The following is a 16,788-nucleotide window of genomic DNA, read 5'->3' as shown; positions in this document are numbered from 1 at the left end:
CATTCTCAAAGTCCCATGCAGCATCGCTCAACAGGTGGTGGAGGCTGTAATACTCGGTCTCCGCCACCGTCTCGCTCATCTGTTCCAGGTTCGCACGAGGGCTTTGAAAAAGGCCCCGCAAGTACTGTTCAGCTTGCTCGGCCGTGCTTCGCGTTTTACTGCGGAAACACTCCCGGAACGACTGAAAATGGCTGGTCAGATTCTCGCAGCAGCTGGCCACCGCACGCCCGATCCCAAATAAATAAATTTGGCGATTTCATCGTCATACTCCTTATGTGGTAGAGCATTAGATATGTAGCTCAATAGCCTGTATTTCAACCATTTTAGAAATGTGGCAAAGTAGAATTAGCCTCATGCGCCTTCAGTACGAGGCACTGACACGATCAGTCTGGCTCCTGTACGCTGCACCAGATGTGGTTGTAGAAAAAATTGCATACAGCGCTCGCATCTGCTGCGGAGAAGCGGCCAGTAGGCTTCCAATGCTATCGGAGATGCTTGGCGCCATTGAAGGGAAGGCGCCACCTGCTGCTACGCAGATGCTAAATGAATTTAAGGACGTGTCGTTGAAGGCGTTAAACTCTTTCGTACATGGGGGAATACACCCCTTAAGACGCCAGACCGAGGGTTACCCCTTGCCTCTATTGATCCAAGTCATACGGAATTCGAACGGTCTCCTCACGATGAGCGGGATGATGCTGGCAATTTTGTCTGGCAACCCTACTCTTGCCAAGGAGATGAGCGGTATCCAACCTACGTTCGTTGATTGTTTGCCAGAGTTTTTGCCCTCAGGCTCCAGTTAAGTTGTCTCTCGGGCGGCCAGTCTGTTGATGCTGATGGGGTAGAACCACAGAATAGCAGAGGGACAGAGCACCGTTACTGGCGATGGGGTATCATCGCTGCATACAGGAACTTCAGAGTGTGCCGTGTTGAGGCGTGTCCTTCTTGCCCTTGCCGTCTTGGTTTGCAGTCCGAATTCCCTGGCCGATCACAGCCAGAATTATCCGTTTTCCATCGAATCAGAGAAGGAAGGTGATGGCCACCGAATCGTGGCTCGCAACAATGGGCCTTCCCCGATCTCCGTGAAGGTCTCGATCGCTGATTCCCAGTACATCACAACAGATCGACCTTTCCCTGTCTTTGCCGTAGTCTCTCCAGGAGGAGGAACCCTGTACCTGGCGCACATACGGCCAGCGATGGCAGGTGTTGGCTAGGCCACGCCGCTTCAATCTTCATCTTCACACCTCATAGCACGCCACCCCTACGACAAGGTAGCGTGTCAAATCAGGGATTGGCGTCATTTTGGCGACAGTGATACACTGGCACTTCACTTGAATGCAGGAGATGAAATGGGAACGACCATTGCCAAGCAAGACCGCATCGGTGCTCGCGTCCCCCACGAGGTTTACGAAACGCTTTGCCGTGCGGCAGAACTGACTGGTGCCACGGTCAATCAGTTTTTGGTGCAGTCGGCGCTGAAGGAGGCACAGGCTGTGATCGAGCGTGAAGAACTCATCCGCCTGTCCCCTCGCGACTGGAATTGGCTGCTCGAACTGATGGAGAACCCACCCAAGCCCAACGCTACGCTGCAGGCTGCTATCGAGCGCTATCAAGAAGCCAGGGGAGACGATGCAGGTACGTCCTTTAACTGGAAGCCATAAACGGCAAGGTTTCGACTGTGGTCGCCAGGAGCTAAACGACTGGCTGCGGCAAGTTGCCCGCCAGCATCAGGAGAAGGGGCTGTCGAAGACCTTCGTAGCCACCCGAGAGGAAGCGCCAGATCGTATCTGCGGGTACTACGCGCTCACGCTTGCCGAACTCGAAAACCACCATCTGCCTGAGGCTTGGCGTAAGAAACTGCCGCGTCGAATTCCTGGTGTGCGCTTGGGGCGTCTGGCCGTTGATCGGCAATATCAGGGCACGGGTCTCGGCGAATTGCTGTTGGTAGATACCCTTACTCGGGCGCAACGAATCTACACTGAGGGTGGCGGCATCGGTCTGTTCGTTGATGCCATCGATGAGCAGGCTTCGGGCTACTATCAACGCTTCGGCTTCGTAGCATCTCCAGACAATCCACTGCTGTTGTTCTTGTCGGCAAAGGTGATGGGGTGAGTTGGTGACCGATTGACGGCGATCCGCCGTAACACAACAAGAATAGGGAGAACCCGTTGTCCGCCATTCACGACCTGATCGCCCAAGTCAGCGATCCTCGCCTTCGCGAGCGCCTGTCTGCTGAGTGGGCTGCCGCCTTGCAGGATAAGAAATTTGGACTGGTGTTCGAAGACCACCTACCCGAAAACGGGATGCGCATCGCAGCGCTCACCATGGTCGCCGACGATTCCCGGACCATCCTCAAAAACGGGCTCGCGTGAGCTCACACCAATGCTAGGTCGGTCATATCGGCACTGCCACTAACCATGTGCAGCAAGTAACAGGTAGGCGCAAGGGCCGGCGGCGGGCCTACTCCGTGTTTCTTTGAGAGCGCCTGGCCCGCGCGCGGGGTTGGGAGGCTCAAAAGCAACTTCTCCGTGGATACTGGCCAAGGCGAACTGACCACCACAGGCGAATTGGCCGCAAGGTGCCGCGAACGCTACCTGCCTCAAGTCACGCTGTTTGCGGAAGGCGTACCAACCGCAATCGGCATTTTGCATGAGCCTGGCCACCCGGAACCAAGGATCATCGCCATGGATTGTCCGCCTACGCGAGCGCGCGTACTCGACTACGGGTTGCGCTGGGGCATTGAACCCATGTTCTCCGACCTCAAATCGCGCGGCTTCGAGTTGGCCGAAAGCCACCTGGAACAGGCGAAACGCCTGGATAAGATGCTCCTCATCATGGCCCTGGCCTTGCACTGGTGCGTCCGCGTCGGCTGGAAAGATCAACTGGAGCGCCCAACCCCCTTGGAAATGAAAGCACAGGAGCAGACCTCGGATGATCACTGGAGCGTCCGGAAAATGCTCCGTAGCTGTCTCTCGTGGTTCACCCGCGGTTTGAGAAAGCTCTACCGACTCGTCGAAACTGGATCGCCGCTGCCTCCGTTTTGGGTGCCAACTTAAACTGATAGGTGTCAAGCTCATTGGCCCATTGGCCACAATCTCGAGTGGTTCGGTAGTAAACTACGCACATCCAAGGAATCCGGCAGTCAGGCCACTCTCAGGGTGGCTTTCCTGCTTTCGTGACCGGAAACAATCCCTCCAGTGGCCACTTCCCTCCTGTTTCGCCAGTACGCTAGCCTGTTGGCACCATGATCCGCCACCCTCATGTCGACAACGGTTTGCTGGAAATGTTGTTGCGCCTAACAGAACTGGTGCCGCCGACTTATGCCGGATATCGCCCCCTGCTGGCGGACGGCTTGCTGTATTTCCTCGAACGGCTTTCACCGATCCGCCAGCAAGCCATATTTGCCGCACAACTCGGACTGCCGAGTAATGTCAGTCGTGCCCGGCGAATGCTCGCCCTGTTCCGTCTCTGTCCGACCCTGCACAAACTGGGGCAGGTCGTGGCCCATGACCGGCGCCTGTCCCTCGATCTGCGCCTACGTTTGCAGGAACTCGAAACGCTGGTGCCCACGGATTCGCTGGTGGCAATCCGTCCGCTGCTGGAGCGCGAGCTAGGCCAGATCGCGGGTTTGCAGATAGGGCGGAAGGCAATTGCCGAGGCCAGTGTCGCCGTCGTCCTGCCTTTCCTCTGGCGGCAGGCAGGAGGCACACTGCCACAACGGGGTGTCTTGAAGATTCTGCGGCCTGGGGTACAGGACCGGTTGAATGAGGAACTCGCCATCTGGCCCGCGCTCGGGGGCTTTCTCGAAGAACGCTGCGCACACTATGGCCTGCCGGTATTCGACTACCACAATACGCTGGAAACGGTGGCCCGCCTTCTTGCCAATGAAGTTTGCCTGGACCGGGAGCAGACCCATTTGAGCCAGGCAGCTGATTTCTACGCATGCTCGCCCGACATCTTCATTCCCCGTCTGTTCCCGTTTTCGACGCCTTCCGTCACGGCCATGGAAAGAGTCGATGGCTGCAAGGTGACCCGGCAGGACTTGCCTGCGACGGAAATGCGACAGCGTGCCGAACGGATCATCAGGGCCCTCCTGGCCCAGCCCTTCTGGGCTTGCCAGGAGGCAGGGGCAGTTTTCCATGCCGACCCGCACGCCGGAAACCTGATGGCCACTCCGGACGGGCGGCTGGCCATCATCGATTGGGCACTCACCACGCGACTCTCGAAACGGCAATGCGAGGCGGTCGTGCAACTGGTTCTGGGCGCTGTCACGCTGAACGACAGACGCATCTGCGCGGCGATCGCCGTGCTGGGTCAGCCAGTCGACGACGCTCGGGTGCAAGCCGCCGTCAAGGAGTCGATTCGGCAGGTGCGTTGTGGCAACTTTCCCGGATTCGGCTGGATGACGTCTTTGATGGATACCCTGGCATCGACGTCGGCCGTGCGTTTTCCCGAGGAAGTCATTCTCTTCCGCAAGGCGTTGCTGACCTTATCGGGCGTTCTTCCCGACGTCTCGCCGCAGATGAACATGGATGGCGTCCTGATCCGCGAGGGGGCGATGCGGTTTTTCAAGGGTTTGGCGTGGCGCCCCTGGGTCTGGGCCGACTCGCGTGGCCGCGTGGGCGCCCATCTTTCGAATGCCGACCTGTTTGGTCTTTGGGCCGAACTGCCGGCGACCGCACTGCGCTTTTGGGTGGGTAACGATGAATAGCAGGTCGGGCGACGCCAGGAGCACGGGAATCCTCTGAGGTTTGCCGCCGCTGCTTTCATTCGGCGCGCAGAGCGTCGACGGCGTCCAGCCGTGCCGCGCGCCTGGCGGGCAACACGCCGGCGAGCAGGCCAATCGCGATCGCGGTGCTCTCGGCGAGGACGACGAAACTGAGTGGCGTGTGCACCGGCAGCGCCGGCAGCAGCAGGTGCAGCAACTGCGCGACCCCGACCCCGAGGAAGCCGCCGAGCAGCCCGCCGAGCGCCGATAGCGCGACGGCTTCGCCGAGAAACAGGCCGAGGATGGTGCGGCGGGGTGCGCCGAGAGCGACCAGCAGGCCGATTTCGCCGGTGCGTTCAGAGACCGCGATGGTCATGATGGTGACGATGCCGACACCGCCGACGAGCAGCGAAATGCTGCCCAGAGCGCCAACCGCCAGGGTCAGGACGTCGAGGATGTTCGACAGCGTCTGCAACATGTCTTCCTGCGTCGTGATGGTGAAATCCTCGCGTCCGTGACGTGCCTTCAGTGTTGCCTTGACCAGCGCGCTGACAGTGGCGGCCGCTAGCCCTTCTTCGTACGACAGATCGATTTTCATCAGCCCATCGCGATTGTAGAGTTCGAGAGCGCGAGCCGTCGGGATGTAGGCGGCGTCATCGAGATCAATGCCGAGAAACTGCCCCTTGGCTTCCAGAACGCCGATGACACGAAAGGTCAGGCCGCCAACGCGCACCCGCGCACCCAGGGGATTGCCAGTGCCGAACAATTCTTCCTTGAGCTTTGCACCGAGAACGATGAAAGCGCGCGCATTGTCGGCATCCTCGGCCGGCAGGAACTGGCCGCTGCTGACCTGGATGTGGTACACCTTGAGCATCTCGGCGCTGACCCCGTTGATGGTGCTGCGGCGCAGGCGGCCGTTGGCATTGACCTCGGTGTTGCCCCACACGGTTGCGGTCATGCCGGTGATATGCGGCAGACGTCCTAGGGCGCGGGCATCCTCCAGCGTCAGCGGCCGCACCGAGGTCGGGATGCCGGTTGGCGCCGGGCCGGAGGTCTTGACCTTGCCTGGTGCGACGCTGATCACATTGGTGCCGAACTGCGTGAACTCGGCCAGGACAAAACGATGGATCCCTTCGCCGATCGAGGTCAGCAGGATGACGGCGGCAATCCCGACGGCGATTCCGAGGAGCGTCAGAAAGCTGCGCAGGCGGTGCGCAGTAATGGCACGCAAGGCAAGTTGCAGTCCGTCGCCGGGGCGAATCATCGCATCCTGCTCAGCAGCTCAGCGTTTCGACAGCGACTGCACGGGATCGAGCCGCGCCGCCCGCCGCGCCGGTAACACGCCAAACAGGATGCCGGTGCCAAGCGCGGTGCCGAGTCCGGCCAGCACCGCCCAGTCCGGTGGAAACGCTGGAAATTCGGGATACATCTGGCGGATGATCGCCGCGCCGGCCTGTCCGAACACGAAGCCGAGCAGGGCGCCCGCCACCGATAACATCGCCGCCTCGGTCAGAAAGGCATTGCGGATCGTCGCGCCGGTAGCGCCGAGCGCTTTGAGCAAGCCGATTTCCGCGGTGCGCTGGGTGACCGAGACGAGCATCACGTTCATCACCAGAATGCCGGCGACGGCCAGGCTGATCGCTGCGATGCCGGCAACGGCAATGGTCATGGTTCCGAGCAGACGGTCAAAGGTGGCGAGGACGGCGTCCTGGGTGATGATCGTGACGTCCTGTTCGCCCTCGTGGCGGAGTCGGATGATTTCGCTCAACTGGGCCTTGGCCAGGTCGATGCTGTCCCGGCTGCTGGCCTCGACGAGGATGCGGAATAAGGTATTGCTATTGAACATCGCCTGCGCCAGCGATACCGGCACGATGACCAACTCGTCGGTATTCATTCCCAGCCCCTGGCCAGTCGATGCGAGGACGCCGACGATGCGAAAACGCCGGTCACCGATGCGTACCAACTGGCCGAGCGCCTCGTCACGAGCGAACATTTCATCGCGGATCTTGGCGCCGATGACGGCTTCGGAAGCGCCTCGCCGCCAGTCGCCCTGCGGCAGGAAACGCCCCTGCGCGAGCGCCAGGCGGCGTACCTCGATGAATTCGGCGGTGGTCCCGGCAAGCATGACTTCGCGCAACTTGCCGCCGACGCTGATCTCGGAAGTGCCAACCGCCAGCGGCGCGACGCGGTGCACGGCGCTGGCGCGCTGCAGCGCCTGCGCATCGTCGATGGTCAGGTCGCGCGGCGTGCTGGTGATGGCGTTACCGGGGTTGAAGCCGCCGGTTTGCGAGCGGCCAGGCAGAACGATGACCAGGTTGCTGCCGATCGAGGAAAACTGGTTCAACACATAGCGGCGTGCGCCATCGCCGAGCGCCGTCAGCAGCACCACGGCAGCGACTCCGATGGCCATCGCCAGCACCAGGAAAAAGGTGCGCAGCGGGTTGCCGGTAGCCGCGTCGCGGGCGAAACGAATCAGGTCGGGAGTACGCATACGTCAGTCAAACCCTGGGGGCTGCGCCATCGATCATGTTCCAGGGCGCCGTCCGCCATCAACAACTGGCGCCGCGCACGCGCACCGAGGCTGCCATCGTGGGTGACGACAATCAGCGTGACACCCTGGTCGTTGAGTCCTTCGAGCAGACGCATCACTTCTTCGCCGGTGCTGCGATCGAGGTTGCCGGTCGGCTCGTCGGCGAGGATCAGCGCCGGCTGCATGATCGTTGCGCGGGCAATCGCGACGCGCTGGCGCTGCCCACCCGAAAGCTGATCCGGACGATGGTTGGCGCGCTGCTCAAGGCCATAGTCCCGGAGTGCGCGGGCGACACGCTCGGCGCGCCGGAGGGGTGCAACGCCCGCCAGCGTCATCGGCAGCGCGATGTTTTCAGCGGCGGTCAGGCGTGGCACCAGATGAAAGCTCTGAAAGACGAAGCCGATGCGTTCGCTGCGCAGGTGTGCCTGTTCTTCGGCGGAGAGGGTGGTGACGTCGCAGCCCTCAAGACGGTAAGTGCCGGCATTCGGGCGGTCGAGCAGGCCGATCAGGTTGAGCAGCGTTGATTTGCCCGAGCCGGATGGACCCATCACCGCCACGTACTCGCCGGCTGCGATGCAGACGTCGAGATGGCGCAAGGCGTGCACTTCGCTATCACCGAGGCGAAAGACTCGCTCGATTCCGGAGAGTTCGATCAGCGCCATGCTCATCAATTACTTGCCGGCCGCCGCTGGCCGGGACTCGACCGAATAATGCGCTCCGGCCTTGACGCCCGCACGTTCGAGCGAAGTGACCACGCGTTCGCCGGTGGTCAGGCCTTCGAGAACCTCTGTATATTCCCAGTTTGCGAGGCCGGTCTTCACCCGGCGTTCTTCGAGGCTACCGTCAGCGCCTGCGACCAGCACGCGACCGCCTTCGAGCAGCGCCGGGGTGGGAACGCGAACGGTCTGCTCGCGAACCGCCAGAATCACTTCGACATCGGCGCTATAGCCGACCAGGAGTCGGCCCGGTGCGCTCGGGTCATCGAGGGTGGCCTCGATATCGACGGTGCGCGCCTGCTTCTCGACCGCCGATACGTATGGCGCGACGCGCCTGACCCTGCCCGGAAAGGATTGCCGCGGCAGTGCGTCGAGGCTGATGCGGACCGGCTGTCCGGCGCTGATCCTGGGTGCATCGACCTCGTCCATCGGGGCCTTGACGTACAGGCACGAGTCGTCGATCAGGTCAATCGCCGGCGGCGTCGGCACGCCGGGCGGCGACGGCGTCGAGTATTCGCCGACTTCGCCGACAATCTTGGCGATGGTGCCGGCAAACGGCGCATAGAGTACCGTTCGTCCCTGCTCGACGCGCGTCAGGCGGACCTTCGCCTCGGCCTGTGCGAGGTCGGCGCGGGCGGCCTCGCAGCCGGCACGCCGGGCGATCGCCTCACTACGCGCGCTGTCCTCTCTGGCGGTCGAGACAAAACCTTTGGCGCGCAGCGCCGACTGCCGTTCGGCTTCGCGTTCGGCATTGGCAGCCACGGCGCAGGCCTCGCTGATGTGGTGGCGGGCAGTGGTGGTCTGTGCGATGGCCAATGCGCTTTGCGCCTGCTGGTCGTCGTTCCAGAGCTTCATCAGCAGTTGCCCCTTGCTGACGCGATCTCCCTCCTTGACTGCCAGGACCTCGATGCGGCCACCGGTAATCGTGGATAAGCGGGTGCGCTGACAGGCTTCAACCGTCCCGGCACGGGTATTGGCGATCGTCGATTCGACCAGGCCACGTTCGATCTCTTTCAGCACCACGGCGACCGGTTTCGGGCGGCTTGCCCACCAGACGCCGGCGGCAATCAGCAGCGATACCAGAAGCATGCTAACGGCGTAGCGTCGGCGGTGGCTCAGGGCCAGTCCTTCGGCAGCGGGGCGACCACGGTGAACATCAGCGCCGCAGCGCCCAGGATGTCGAGTTCACCGTAGAGGTACTTGTTGAACCGGTAGCCTATGCTGGGCACGAATCCCGGCGAGAAGCCCTTGTAGTTCATCGGTACCTTGTCTTCATACTCACCGACATAACCGTACAGGAGACCTGCTGTCCACTGCAGGTACCAGTTTTCGAAGCCGAAGGGGTTGACGTAACGCTGCCCGGCGTAGACGTAGGCGCTTGGCTGCCCGAAGGAGTTGGCAAACGCGACCCCACCGGCAAACCAGCGCCCTTCCAGAGCCTTGTTGAGTCCCAGCATGACCACCGGTTTGTGATCCTTGTCTGGATTGTAATGGACCGTGTATGGGCTGAAGGCCAGATCCCAGCCACCGGCAGCGATCCCTCGTTCCGGATCCTGGCTCAAGGCGGTCTGATCCATGGCGACAGCGGTCAATGGATTGCCGGAAGCCTCAACTGCGGTCATCGCAGGTTTCTGTACCGGTTTGTCTGGCAGGGTTTCCGCAGCAGCAAGCGGCGTCACCTTTGGCACGGGCCTGGTTGCAGCAGTGCTTGCGGCGGGCGGTGGCGCAGCAGACCCCCTGGTCGGCGCGGCGCCGGTCTTTCTGGTCGACTTGGGGACTGGTCGCAGTTCCTCGCCCTGCCTGCCAGCATCGCTGCCAGAAGCGCTGAGGTTGAGTTCACGCAGTCTGGACAGCTTGGACTGTGTCAATTTGCTTGCCGGGTCGAGCTGCAGTGCCTGACCATACGATTCGCTGGCGAGCCGGGCGTAAACGTCACCCAGGTTCTCGCGGGCGATGGCATATCCCGGATCCGTCCTGATGGCCATCTCGAGTGCGGTACGAGCCTTGTCCAACTGCTGCTCCTGGGCATACAGAACAGCCAGGTTGTTGTAGGGCTCCGGCAGTTCCGGATAGTCCTCGTTGAGCTTGCTGAACACGATCAAGGCTTCGCTCGGACGGCCCATTTCCATCAGGATCAATCCTTTGAGGAATCGCCCTTGCGCCTCTTTCGGCCTGCTCGCAATGTAGGCATCAAGCTTTGCGAGGGCCTCAGCCGATTGCCCCTGTTTCAATAGACGCCGCGCATCCGAGATCTCGTCTGCAATGGCTGGGGCGATCCAGCAGGCCAACAGGAGGCCGGCCATCACGGCAGGAAAGGGCGCCCGTAAAGGCTTGGGAGAGTTCGAGCGCATGCTTATGGTTTGCCTTGCCGTGGTTGGGCGTCACTTGAGCGGCCGATTCTAACAAGAAGTGCGTGCAAACCAAAATTCTGCCCTCTGCTGATTCGGAGGATGTGCGCTATAACGGCTTGTCCATCCAGAAGCGCCGTTGCGCGAAGCACGGCTATTCAGGACGTTTTTTTCTTCATGGCGGCGCCGGTTCTTCCAGAAATTGATCGACAGATAGATCATGAAGCCGACAAAGGTGATGAAGCCGGCAATCTGGAAATACAAGGAGTAGTTGGTCCGATATCTGCCGGTCACGGGATCGTAGATCGAGCAGATGATTCTGACGCGCTGCATGAGTTCATTGAGAGTGCCGACTTCCGGTGGGATCGCCGAGCGTGTGATCAGAATCTTGAGTGGTTCGGCGATGTCCTCGGCAGTAAACTTTTCGCCATAGACCTGGCGGACGATCATCCCGTCGGCATCGACCATGGTCACCTGGTTGAGGTGATCGAAGCCAGCCGCAGTCGCGACAAAGCTGAAACCGAAATTGCGTGTCAGATCGCTGACGATCGCCGGGGCAGGGCTCAGGAATTCCCAGTTGGGCAGACGGATGCCGTATTGTCTGGCGAAGTCCTTCAACGCGGCCGGCGAGTCGAACGGCTGATTGAAACCGATGCTGATCATGTTGAAGCGATCGGCACCCATGACGCTGACCGTATTCTCGACGGCTTTCTGCAGGTTGCGGGTGGTCGTCGGGCAGACCTGGAAGCAGGCGGTGTAGATGAAGTTGACCAGCAGCGGCTTGCCTCGGTAACGCGACAGTTCGACCGGCTGGCCCTGGCGATCGAGGAGTACGAAGTCTCCGACCGCTTTGCCGATGGCGCTTTGCGAGAATTCGAAAGCAGCTTTTTTCGTCGAGGGCCGTCAGTACCAGGCCGCTGTTGACTCCCTGTGGGCGAGCGGTGAGTTTGGGTTTCCCTGCCGCTGCGTCGTCGGCGACGAGCGGTGGCGCAGCGAGCAGGAAGATGGATGCAAGTAGCGCGTGAGAGAAGCGACTATTCACCGGAATGGGCAATGGACGAATCAGAAACCGGACTGCGCGTCGAGGATGGCCCCGAGCAGTACTAGTGTCAGCTGGATCAGCGAGGCGTGAAAGCAGATCATCGCCGACTTGCGGCAGGGGTCGCGAGTCAGTCGCCAGGCCTTCTGAATGAACAGGAAGCCGCCAACGATGGCGCCGACACCATAGATCGCGCCGAGGCCGAAGAGCAGTGGCAACAGGCTGGCTGCGACCAGCGCCAGAGTGCTGAGGAAAATCGTGTTCGCCGCTTGCTGATCGCCGACGACGACTGGCAGCATCGGCACGCCGGCGGCGGCATAGTCGTCCCGAAAAGCAATCGCCAGACTCCAGAAATGCGGTGGCGTCCATAGAAAGAGAACCAGTGCCAGCGCCAGCGGGACGACGCCGAGCTGCGGATTGGCGGCGGTGGCGCCGGCGAGCACCGCCCAACTCCCGGCCAGCCCGCCGAAGACGATGTTCAGCCAGGTACGCCGTTTTAGCCAAACCGTGTAAACGATGGCGTAGAAGAAAGCGCCGAGGAAGACAAACAGCGCCGACCAGGCATTCAGGGCGATCCAGGCGGCGCCGACCGACAGCGTCATCAGGGCGGCGATGACCAGCAACCAGACCGGTTCGTGCCGAAGTTCACCGGTGACGAAGGGTCGCTTGCTGGTTCGCGACATCAGCAGGTCGCTGTCGTGTTCGTAATACTGGTTGAAGGCACCGGCGCTGGCCGAGGAAAGCAGTACCGACAGGGTCAGCACGAGTAGCTGCAGCAGACTCAGGCTGGGGCCGGAGCTGACCGCCAGACCGGCAAGGGCGGTGAAGGTGATGACGACACCGATGCGCAGCTTGAACACGCCGAGAATGGCGCGGATGGGAAAGGTGCTGTTCGATGCGCGGATGGATGGCATGGGTGTCGATAGGGTAGCGGTCAAGGTGATGATCGGGTGGCCTGTGCGGTGGACCTGCTTGAATCGGGCCTGTGGTGACCAGGACCGATTGAGGCAGGCCCCCACGCCGATGGTGTGGGGGAGGTGCCAGATCAGCTGAGCAACCAGACTTCGGAAAGGTACTTCCAGTTGACGAAGTAGTAAAGGACGAAGCAGACGAACAGCAGCAGCGCCAGGACGACGGTGCCCGGAACCGGGACGTGGTCGCTACCGTGTGCCACCGCCGAAGCGGCCTGGGTGTTACCCGGGATCGGCGTCGGCCGGTCGGATACCTTGCCGCCGTCGAGTTTCTTGCCGAACAGCAGCGAACCGACGACGAGCAGGATCCACAGCCCACCGCCAATCACGGCGATGACGCCGAAGATCCCGGTCAGACCCATCATCAGGTAGGCGGCACCCGGCCATTCATACTGGAACGGTGCGCCCGAGAAAGCCATGTCCCAGTGCCGGCGGGAGACGCCGAGCGTTCCGGCGCCCATCATCACCAGTCCGAGTACCGACATGCTGATGCCGAACAGGTAAGGCTGGATCTGGCAAAGCTTCGGCAGGATCATTTCGCGCCGGAACAGGACCGGCACCAGCAGATAGGTGATCGACATGAATGCCAGCGTCGTGCCGGTCACCACCGTGGTATGGAAGTGGCCCGGAACATAGAAGGTGTTGTGCATCAGCATGTTGATCTGCTCGGTACCGAGCACGACCCCCGAGATGCCGCCGAGAAAACCGAAGCTGACCAGCGAGATGAACATGCCGGAGAACACCGGGTTGCCCCAGGGCGCTTTGCGCAGCCATTCGAACAGGCCGTTGGTGTAACCTTTGCGCCGCTGTGCCGCTTCGATCGCTCCAGGAACCGTAAAGCCGTGGATCATCGATGCCATCACCGCAAAGTACATGAAGTAAGAGGTATTGAGCACCTTCCATTCGGCGCTCATGCCGGGGTCGGAGAGCAGGTGGTGTGCGCTGGCGAGCTGCAGGAACAGGATGTAGAGCAGGAAGGCGAAGCGCGACACCTTCTCGGACAAGGGCTTGGCTCCGAAGATCACGGCGGCGGTCAGGTACCAGACGGAAACGTGCGCAGCGACGTTGATCTGCTGCGATGAGTGTCCCAGACCCCACCACACCATGCGATACAGCTGCGCGTCGATTTCCTTGATCAGTCCGACCGACCACAGGAAGGTCGGCAGCAGGATGCCGGCGCCAGCGAGAATCGTGAAGGTGGCGATGATCGCTGCGGTGAGCGCACCGAAAGTCACCAGCGGCAGTGAGCCCTGATAGGTCTTGTCCTTCTTGGCGACGACCAGTGTGCCGAAGAAGACGGCGACGCCGAGGAGCGCGCCGACAGCGACCAGGATGATCCCCAGGTAGAAGTGGGGGGCGGCCTGCATCGGCACATAAGAGGTGAACATCACGCTCGACTCGCCCTGGAAGATGGCGACGTTGGCCATGATGCCGCCGACGACCATCAGCCAGAAACCGAGCCAGGCGATCTTCGGCGTTGCCAGCCGGCAGCGCAGCAGCGTCGATGAGGCAAAGTAGAGAACGGCCATTTCGAAGAACAGGATCCACAGGATCAGCATGTCGATGCCGTGGGCAGTGAGAATCAGGTAGAACTGGTCGGCCGGCAGCAGCTTGATCGCCGGCCAGCGGGTGAGGATGACCAGCAGGGCGGTGATGCCACCGACGAGCAGCCAGAGGACGCCGGCGACGGCGTTCCAGCGCATCAGTTTCTCGGCCTGGTCCTCGAATTGCAGTCCGGAGACGGGACAGGTACGGTAGGTCGTTGCCATCTTGTTTGTTCCTCCCTTATTTCACGTAGATACGGCCGAGCATCGAATGGTGACCGATGCCGCAGTATTCGTTGCAGACGATGGCGTAAGTGCCTTCCTTGGTCGGCGTCATCTTGACGACGTGCTCGTAGCCCGGGATGACCTGGATGTTGATATTGACGGGCTGCAGCGAGAAGCCATGGTTGTAATCCATTGACGAGAGGTGGATCTTGTAGGTCTGCCCCTTCTCCAGTTCAAGGATCGGATACCATGCCCACAGCCGGGCGATCAGGTAACCGTCACCGCCAGCGGGTACCTTGACCACGGGGATGTTCTGATCGGTTTCGGTACGGACGGTGTTTTCGGCGATGAACTTCTCGGCCTTGGCGGCGAACATCTCGGGGGTGGTTTTATAGGCTTCATTGGACAAGTTCTGCTTGCCGTAAACATGCCAGTAAATCATCATCGCGAACATGATCATCCCCCAGACGAAAGCGATCGCGATCCATGCCCATTCGACCTTGTCGATGGGTTGCTTCCACCAGAGCCGATCCGACGGCGGCAGAATTGCACTCATAATTGACTCTCCCTGAAGTGACTGATTGGCTTACTTGGCGAGCGGCGTATTCATGATGTCGATGATGCCCCACAGGATGTAGAGCAGACCTGGTGACGCCACGCCGAGAAACAGCAGCAGGAAGTGGTTGTCCAGCAGCTTCTGCATGAACGGAACGTCATCATCGTTGTTGACGGCCATGTTTGTATCCTCCATCAATGATTTGCGCTTGTGGCGGCTGGTAAGTTGCGGATTAGGACGAATTTCTTGGGCCTTCCGGGCACAATTGGGCAAAGGATACCTGCAGCCGAGCTGCCATTGATTTGATTCAGGTCAAGAACCGGGAAACCCGATGCTGGTCGGCAAAGCCAGCAGGCATGGGCATCGCAGGGTTGCGGCTGCGACCCAGGGTCGCAGGCCGCCGGAAGGATGGGAGAGCATCGCAAAGGGCATATAATCCGTGGCTTCGCTTTTTACCCGGTGATCGGTCATGGATCAAGTTGCTCGCCGACAAGTTGCGCTCTGGCTGCTGATTTGCAGTGCCATGGTTTTCGCCATTCTGGTGGTCGGTGGCGTCACGCGTCTGACCCATTCCGGCCTGTCGATCGTCGAGTGGCAGCCGATTGTCGGCATCATCCCACCGCTCAATCCGACCGAATGGGATGAGGCCTTCGAGAAATACAAGAAGACCCCGGAATATCAGCAGGTCAACCACCAGATGAAGCTCGAAGAGTTCAAGAGCATTTTCTATTGGGAGTACTGGCACCGCGTTCTCGGACGTCTGATCGGGATGGTCTTCCTGCTGCCGTTCCTCTACTTCTGGTTGCGAGGCAGGATTGCACCGCCGCTGATCCCGAAGCTGCTGGGGATCTTCGTGCTCGGGGGCCTGCAGGGAGCGATGGGCTGGTACATGGTCAAGAGCGGCCTGGTCGACGACCCGCGCGTCAGTCACTATCGACTGACCGCGCATTTGTCGCTGGCTTTCCTGATTTTTCTGTCGATGTTCTGGGTGGCGCTGGGTCTGCTCACCGAGCGTAGCCGGGTCAGTCGTGATGTTGCGCTACAAGGGCTGCAGCGGACCGGTTTCTGGTTGACGATCCTGGTCGGCTATATGGTCATCAGCGGCGGCTTTGTCGCCGGCATTCGCGCCGGCAAGGCCTACAACAGCTTTCCACTGATGAACGGGCACGTGCTGCCGCCGGAAAGCTTTCTCATCGATCCCTGGTATTTGAATTTCTTCAACAACATGGCGCTGGTCCAGTTTGACCATCGCCTGGGCGCCTGGCTGCTGGCCTTTCTGGTGCCCTGGTTCTGGTGGAAGATCAGGAATGCGGCCGTTTCCGCTTCGGCTCGCCTGGCGGCAACGCTGTTGTTGGGAGGGGTGTTCATCCAGATCGCGCTGGGCATCGCCACCCTGCTGCTGGCGGTTCCGGTGGGCTTGGGGGCTGCGCATCAAGGCGGGGCGATGGTCGTCCTCGGCTTGCTGCTGTGGTTGAACCACGAACTTCGGGCGGCGCGCTTGCCGGGCGACTCAGCCTGACTCCGAGCCAGGCCTGCGTCTGAGGAATGTCCGGGCGACCGCGCTGTTGTTGGCAGTCCTCTCGCTGCCTGTCAGCGAGCTACACCGAGAACGAGGAACCGCAACCGCAGGTCGAAGAGGCGTTCGGGTTCTTGATTACAAACTGCGAACCTTCCAGCCCTTCCGTGTAGTCGATTTCGGCGCCGACCAGATACTGATAGCTCATCGGGTCGACCAGCAAAGTGACGCCGTTCTTTTGCAGCGCGGTATCGTCGTCGTTGGCCACCTCGTCAAAGGTGAACCCATACTGGAAACCCGAACACCCGCCGCCGGTTACAAACACCCGCAGTTTCAGATCCGGGTTGCCTTCTTCTTCGATCAACTCTTTCACCTTGCCAGCCGCGCTGTCGGTAAAAACAAAGGGCATCGGCATGTCTGTCGCTACATTCATTACATTATTCTCCAAAATCTGATATCTGCGCCGATTCGAGCCAGGATCGGTCAGTTGTGGCCAGTTTGTGTGCTACGGTTCTGATGCCTGCCTGATCGGACAGGCGCTTGTCAAGCAGCATGACGCTCTTCAACGTCAAATCAGACAGGTCTGCTTGCGAGGAGTTCCAGAGGTTCCAGAGGTTCCAGGACTCCGATCGCATCCA

The 16,788-nt window shown here is 60.7% G+C and carries 18 protein-coding genes and 1 pseudogene; 7 read left to right on the top strand and 12 right to left on the bottom strand.

The genetic code is table 11. From position 1 onward, the window contains the following. Positions 1–220 (bottom strand): annotated as a pseudogene (locus tag E4Q08_RS24050) (IS701 family transposase); the annotation flags it as partial. A gap of 109 nt (positions 221–329) precedes the next feature. On the opposite strand from E4Q08_RS24050, the gene E4Q08_RS26075 reads away from it, so the two are divergent. From E4Q08_RS26075 to E4Q08_RS09290, 6 genes are all read left to right on the top strand, one after another. After that, positions 330–800 carry a DUF6988 family protein gene (locus E4Q08_RS26075; RefSeq protein ID WP_372703591.1) on the top strand — a complete coding sequence of 157 codons (471 nt, stop codon included), beginning with the start codon at positions 330–332 and terminating at the stop codon, positions 798–800. Between the two features lie 546 nt (positions 801–1,346). Beyond that, the gene (locus E4Q08_RS09310; RefSeq protein ID WP_034910043.1) at positions 1,347–1,658 is read left to right on the top strand and encodes a type II toxin-antitoxin system TacA family antitoxin; all 312 of its coding nucleotides are present in this window, start codon (positions 1,347–1,349) and stop codon (positions 1,656–1,658) included. Then, on the top strand, positions 1,627–2,109 hold the full coding sequence (locus tag E4Q08_RS09305; protein WP_169070173.1) for a GNAT family N-acetyltransferase: 483 nt from the start codon (positions 1,627–1,629) through the stop codon (positions 2,107–2,109). The genes E4Q08_RS09310 and E4Q08_RS09305 overlap by 32 nt, the downstream gene beginning before the upstream one ends. A gap of 56 nt (positions 2,110–2,165) precedes the next feature. Next, complete coding sequence (locus E4Q08_RS24045) at positions 2,166–2,369, top strand: hypothetical protein (protein ID WP_034910040.1); 204 nt, start codon at positions 2,166–2,168, stop codon at positions 2,367–2,369. Positions 2,370–2,744: 375 nt separating this feature from the next. After that, positions 2,745–3,053, top strand: a complete 309-nt coding sequence (locus E4Q08_RS09295) for a hypothetical protein (protein ID WP_169070172.1) — start codon at positions 2,745–2,747, stop codon at positions 3,051–3,053. Positions 3,054–3,241: 188 nt separating this feature from the next. Continuing rightward, positions 3,242–4,708: an AarF/UbiB family protein gene (locus tag E4Q08_RS09290; protein ID WP_169070171.1), complete on the top strand. Its 1,467-nt coding sequence runs from the start codon at positions 3,242–3,244 to the stop codon at positions 4,706–4,708. A 55-nt stretch (positions 4,709–4,763) separates the two neighbouring features. Here E4Q08_RS09290 and E4Q08_RS09285 read toward each other — a convergent pair whose 3' ends face one another. From E4Q08_RS09285 to E4Q08_RS09240, 10 genes are all read right to left on the bottom strand, one after another. Continuing rightward, entirely contained in the window at positions 4,764–5,969 is a 1,206-nt protein-coding gene (locus E4Q08_RS09285; protein ID WP_211203372.1) for an ABC transporter permease, read from the bottom strand. Positions 5,970–5,987: 18 nt separating this feature from the next. Further along, positions 5,988–7,196 carry an ABC transporter permease gene (locus E4Q08_RS09280; protein ID WP_169070170.1) on the bottom strand — a complete coding sequence of 403 codons (1,209 nt, stop codon included), beginning with the start codon at positions 7,194–7,196 and terminating at the stop codon, positions 5,988–5,990. Next, the gene (locus E4Q08_RS09275; RefSeq protein ID WP_169070178.1) at positions 7,178–7,897 is read right to left on the bottom strand and encodes an ABC transporter ATP-binding protein; all 720 of its coding nucleotides are present in this window, start codon (positions 7,895–7,897) and stop codon (positions 7,178–7,180) included. Before E4Q08_RS09275 ends, E4Q08_RS09280 begins: the two co-directional genes overlap by 19 nt. Positions 7,898–7,906: 9 nt before the next feature. After that, a complete protein-coding gene (locus tag E4Q08_RS09270) occupies positions 7,907–9,040 on the bottom strand; it encodes an efflux RND transporter periplasmic adaptor subunit (protein ID WP_169070169.1) in 1,134 nt (377 codons plus the stop codon). A gap of 26 nt (positions 9,041–9,066) precedes the next feature. Further along, positions 9,067–10,254 carry a tetratricopeptide repeat protein gene (locus tag E4Q08_RS09265; RefSeq protein ID WP_248594802.1) on the bottom strand — a complete coding sequence of 396 codons (1,188 nt, stop codon included), beginning with the start codon at positions 10,252–10,254 and terminating at the stop codon, positions 9,067–9,069. Positions 10,255–10,350: 96 nt separating this feature from the next. Further along, the gene (locus E4Q08_RS26480; RefSeq protein WP_505438014.1) at positions 10,351–11,100 is read right to left on the bottom strand and encodes an SCO family protein; all 750 of its coding nucleotides are present in this window, start codon (positions 11,098–11,100) and stop codon (positions 10,351–10,353) included. 261 nt (positions 11,101–11,361) lie between these two features. Further along, the gene (gene cyoE, locus E4Q08_RS09255; protein ID WP_169070167.1) at positions 11,362–12,252 is read right to left on the bottom strand and encodes a heme o synthase; all 891 of its coding nucleotides are present in this window, start codon (positions 12,250–12,252) and stop codon (positions 11,362–11,364) included. 131 nt (positions 12,253–12,383) lie between these two features. Then, positions 12,384–14,078, bottom strand: coding sequence for a cbb3-type cytochrome c oxidase subunit I (locus tag E4Q08_RS09250; RefSeq protein WP_169070166.1), 1,695 nt, complete (start codon positions 14,076–14,078; stop codon positions 12,384–12,386). Positions 14,079–14,094: 16 nt separating this feature from the next. Further along, a complete protein-coding gene (locus E4Q08_RS09245; protein ID WP_169070165.1) occupies positions 14,095–14,634 on the bottom strand; it encodes a cupredoxin domain-containing protein in 540 nt (179 codons plus the stop codon). A 30-nt stretch (positions 14,635–14,664) separates the two neighbouring features. Further along, a complete protein-coding gene (locus E4Q08_RS09240; protein ID WP_169070164.1) occupies positions 14,665–14,814 on the bottom strand; it encodes a hypothetical protein in 150 nt (49 codons plus the stop codon). A gap of 289 nt (positions 14,815–15,103) precedes the next feature. On the opposite strand from E4Q08_RS09240, the gene E4Q08_RS09235 reads away from it, so the two are divergent. Beyond that, a complete protein-coding gene (locus E4Q08_RS09235) occupies positions 15,104–16,153 on the top strand; it encodes a COX15/CtaA family protein (protein WP_169070163.1) in 1,050 nt (349 codons plus the stop codon). 79 nt (positions 16,154–16,232) lie between these two features. Here E4Q08_RS09235 and erpA read toward each other — a convergent pair whose 3' ends face one another. Then, positions 16,233–16,583: an iron-sulfur cluster insertion protein ErpA gene (gene erpA / locus E4Q08_RS09230; RefSeq protein WP_034917153.1), complete on the bottom strand. Its 351-nt coding sequence runs from the start codon at positions 16,581–16,583 to the stop codon at positions 16,233–16,235. Positions 16,584–16,788: the final 205 nt, after the last annotated feature.

The sequence above is a fragment of the Candidatus Accumulibacter contiguus genome, assembly GCF_012940005.1.
GTDB lineage: Bacteria > Pseudomonadota > Gammaproteobacteria > Burkholderiales > Rhodocyclaceae > Accumulibacter > Accumulibacter contiguus.
The sequence above is the reverse complement of the archived record's forward strand: the minus strand, read 5'-3'. Positions and strand labels throughout refer to the sequence as shown.

Bases quoted from the DNA above. Each gene is read 5' to 3' on its own strand.
- E4Q08_RS09270 (WP_169070169.1), bottom strand. From the start codon at position 9,040: ATGCTTCTGGTATCGCTGCTGATTGCCGCCGGCGTCTGGTGGGCAAGC.
- E4Q08_RS09245 (WP_169070165.1), bottom strand. From the start codon at position 14,634: ATGAGTGCAATTCTGCCGCCGTCGGATCGGCTCTGGTGGAAGCAACCC.
- E4Q08_RS09305 (WP_169070173.1), top strand. From the start codon at position 1,627: ATGCAGGTACGTCCTTTAACTGGAAGCCATAAACGGCAAGGTTTCGAC.
- E4Q08_RS09285 (WP_211203372.1), bottom strand. From the start codon at position 5,969: ATGATTCGCCCCGGCGACGGACTGCAACTTGCCTTGCGTGCCATTACT.
- E4Q08_RS09290 (WP_169070171.1), top strand. From the start codon at position 3,242: ATGATCCGCCACCCTCATGTCGACAACGGTTTGCTGGAAATGTTGTTG.
- E4Q08_RS09250 (WP_169070166.1), bottom strand. From the start codon at position 14,078: ATGGCAACGACCTACCGTACCTGTCCCGTCTCCGGACTGCAATTCGAG.
- erpA (WP_034917153.1), bottom strand. From the start codon at position 16,583: ATGAATGTAGCGACAGACATGCCGATGCCCTTTGTTTTTACCGACAGC.
- cyoE (WP_169070167.1), bottom strand. From the start codon at position 12,252: ATGCCATCCATCCGCGCATCGAACAGCACCTTTCCCATCCGCGCCATT.
- E4Q08_RS09275 (WP_169070178.1), bottom strand. From the start codon at position 7,897: ATGGCGCTGATCGAACTCTCCGGAATCGAGCGAGTCTTTCGCCTCGGT.
- E4Q08_RS09295 (WP_169070172.1), top strand. From the start codon at position 2,745: ATGTTCTCCGACCTCAAATCGCGCGGCTTCGAGTTGGCCGAAAGCCAC.
- E4Q08_RS09235 (WP_169070163.1), top strand. From the start codon at position 15,104: ATGGATCAAGTTGCTCGCCGACAAGTTGCGCTCTGGCTGCTGATTTGC.
- E4Q08_RS09280 (WP_169070170.1), bottom strand. From the start codon at position 7,196: ATGCGTACTCCCGACCTGATTCGTTTCGCCCGCGACGCGGCTACCGGC.
- E4Q08_RS26075 (WP_372703591.1), top strand. From the start codon at position 330: ATGTGGCAAAGTAGAATTAGCCTCATGCGCCTTCAGTACGAGGCACTG.
- E4Q08_RS09310 (WP_034910043.1), top strand. From the start codon at position 1,347: ATGGGAACGACCATTGCCAAGCAAGACCGCATCGGTGCTCGCGTCCCC.
- E4Q08_RS09265 (WP_248594802.1), bottom strand. From the start codon at position 10,254: ATGGCCGGCCTCCTGTTGGCCTGCTGGATCGCCCCAGCCATTGCAGAC.
- E4Q08_RS09240 (WP_169070164.1), bottom strand. From the start codon at position 14,814: ATGGCCGTCAACAACGATGATGACGTTCCGTTCATGCAGAAGCTGCTG.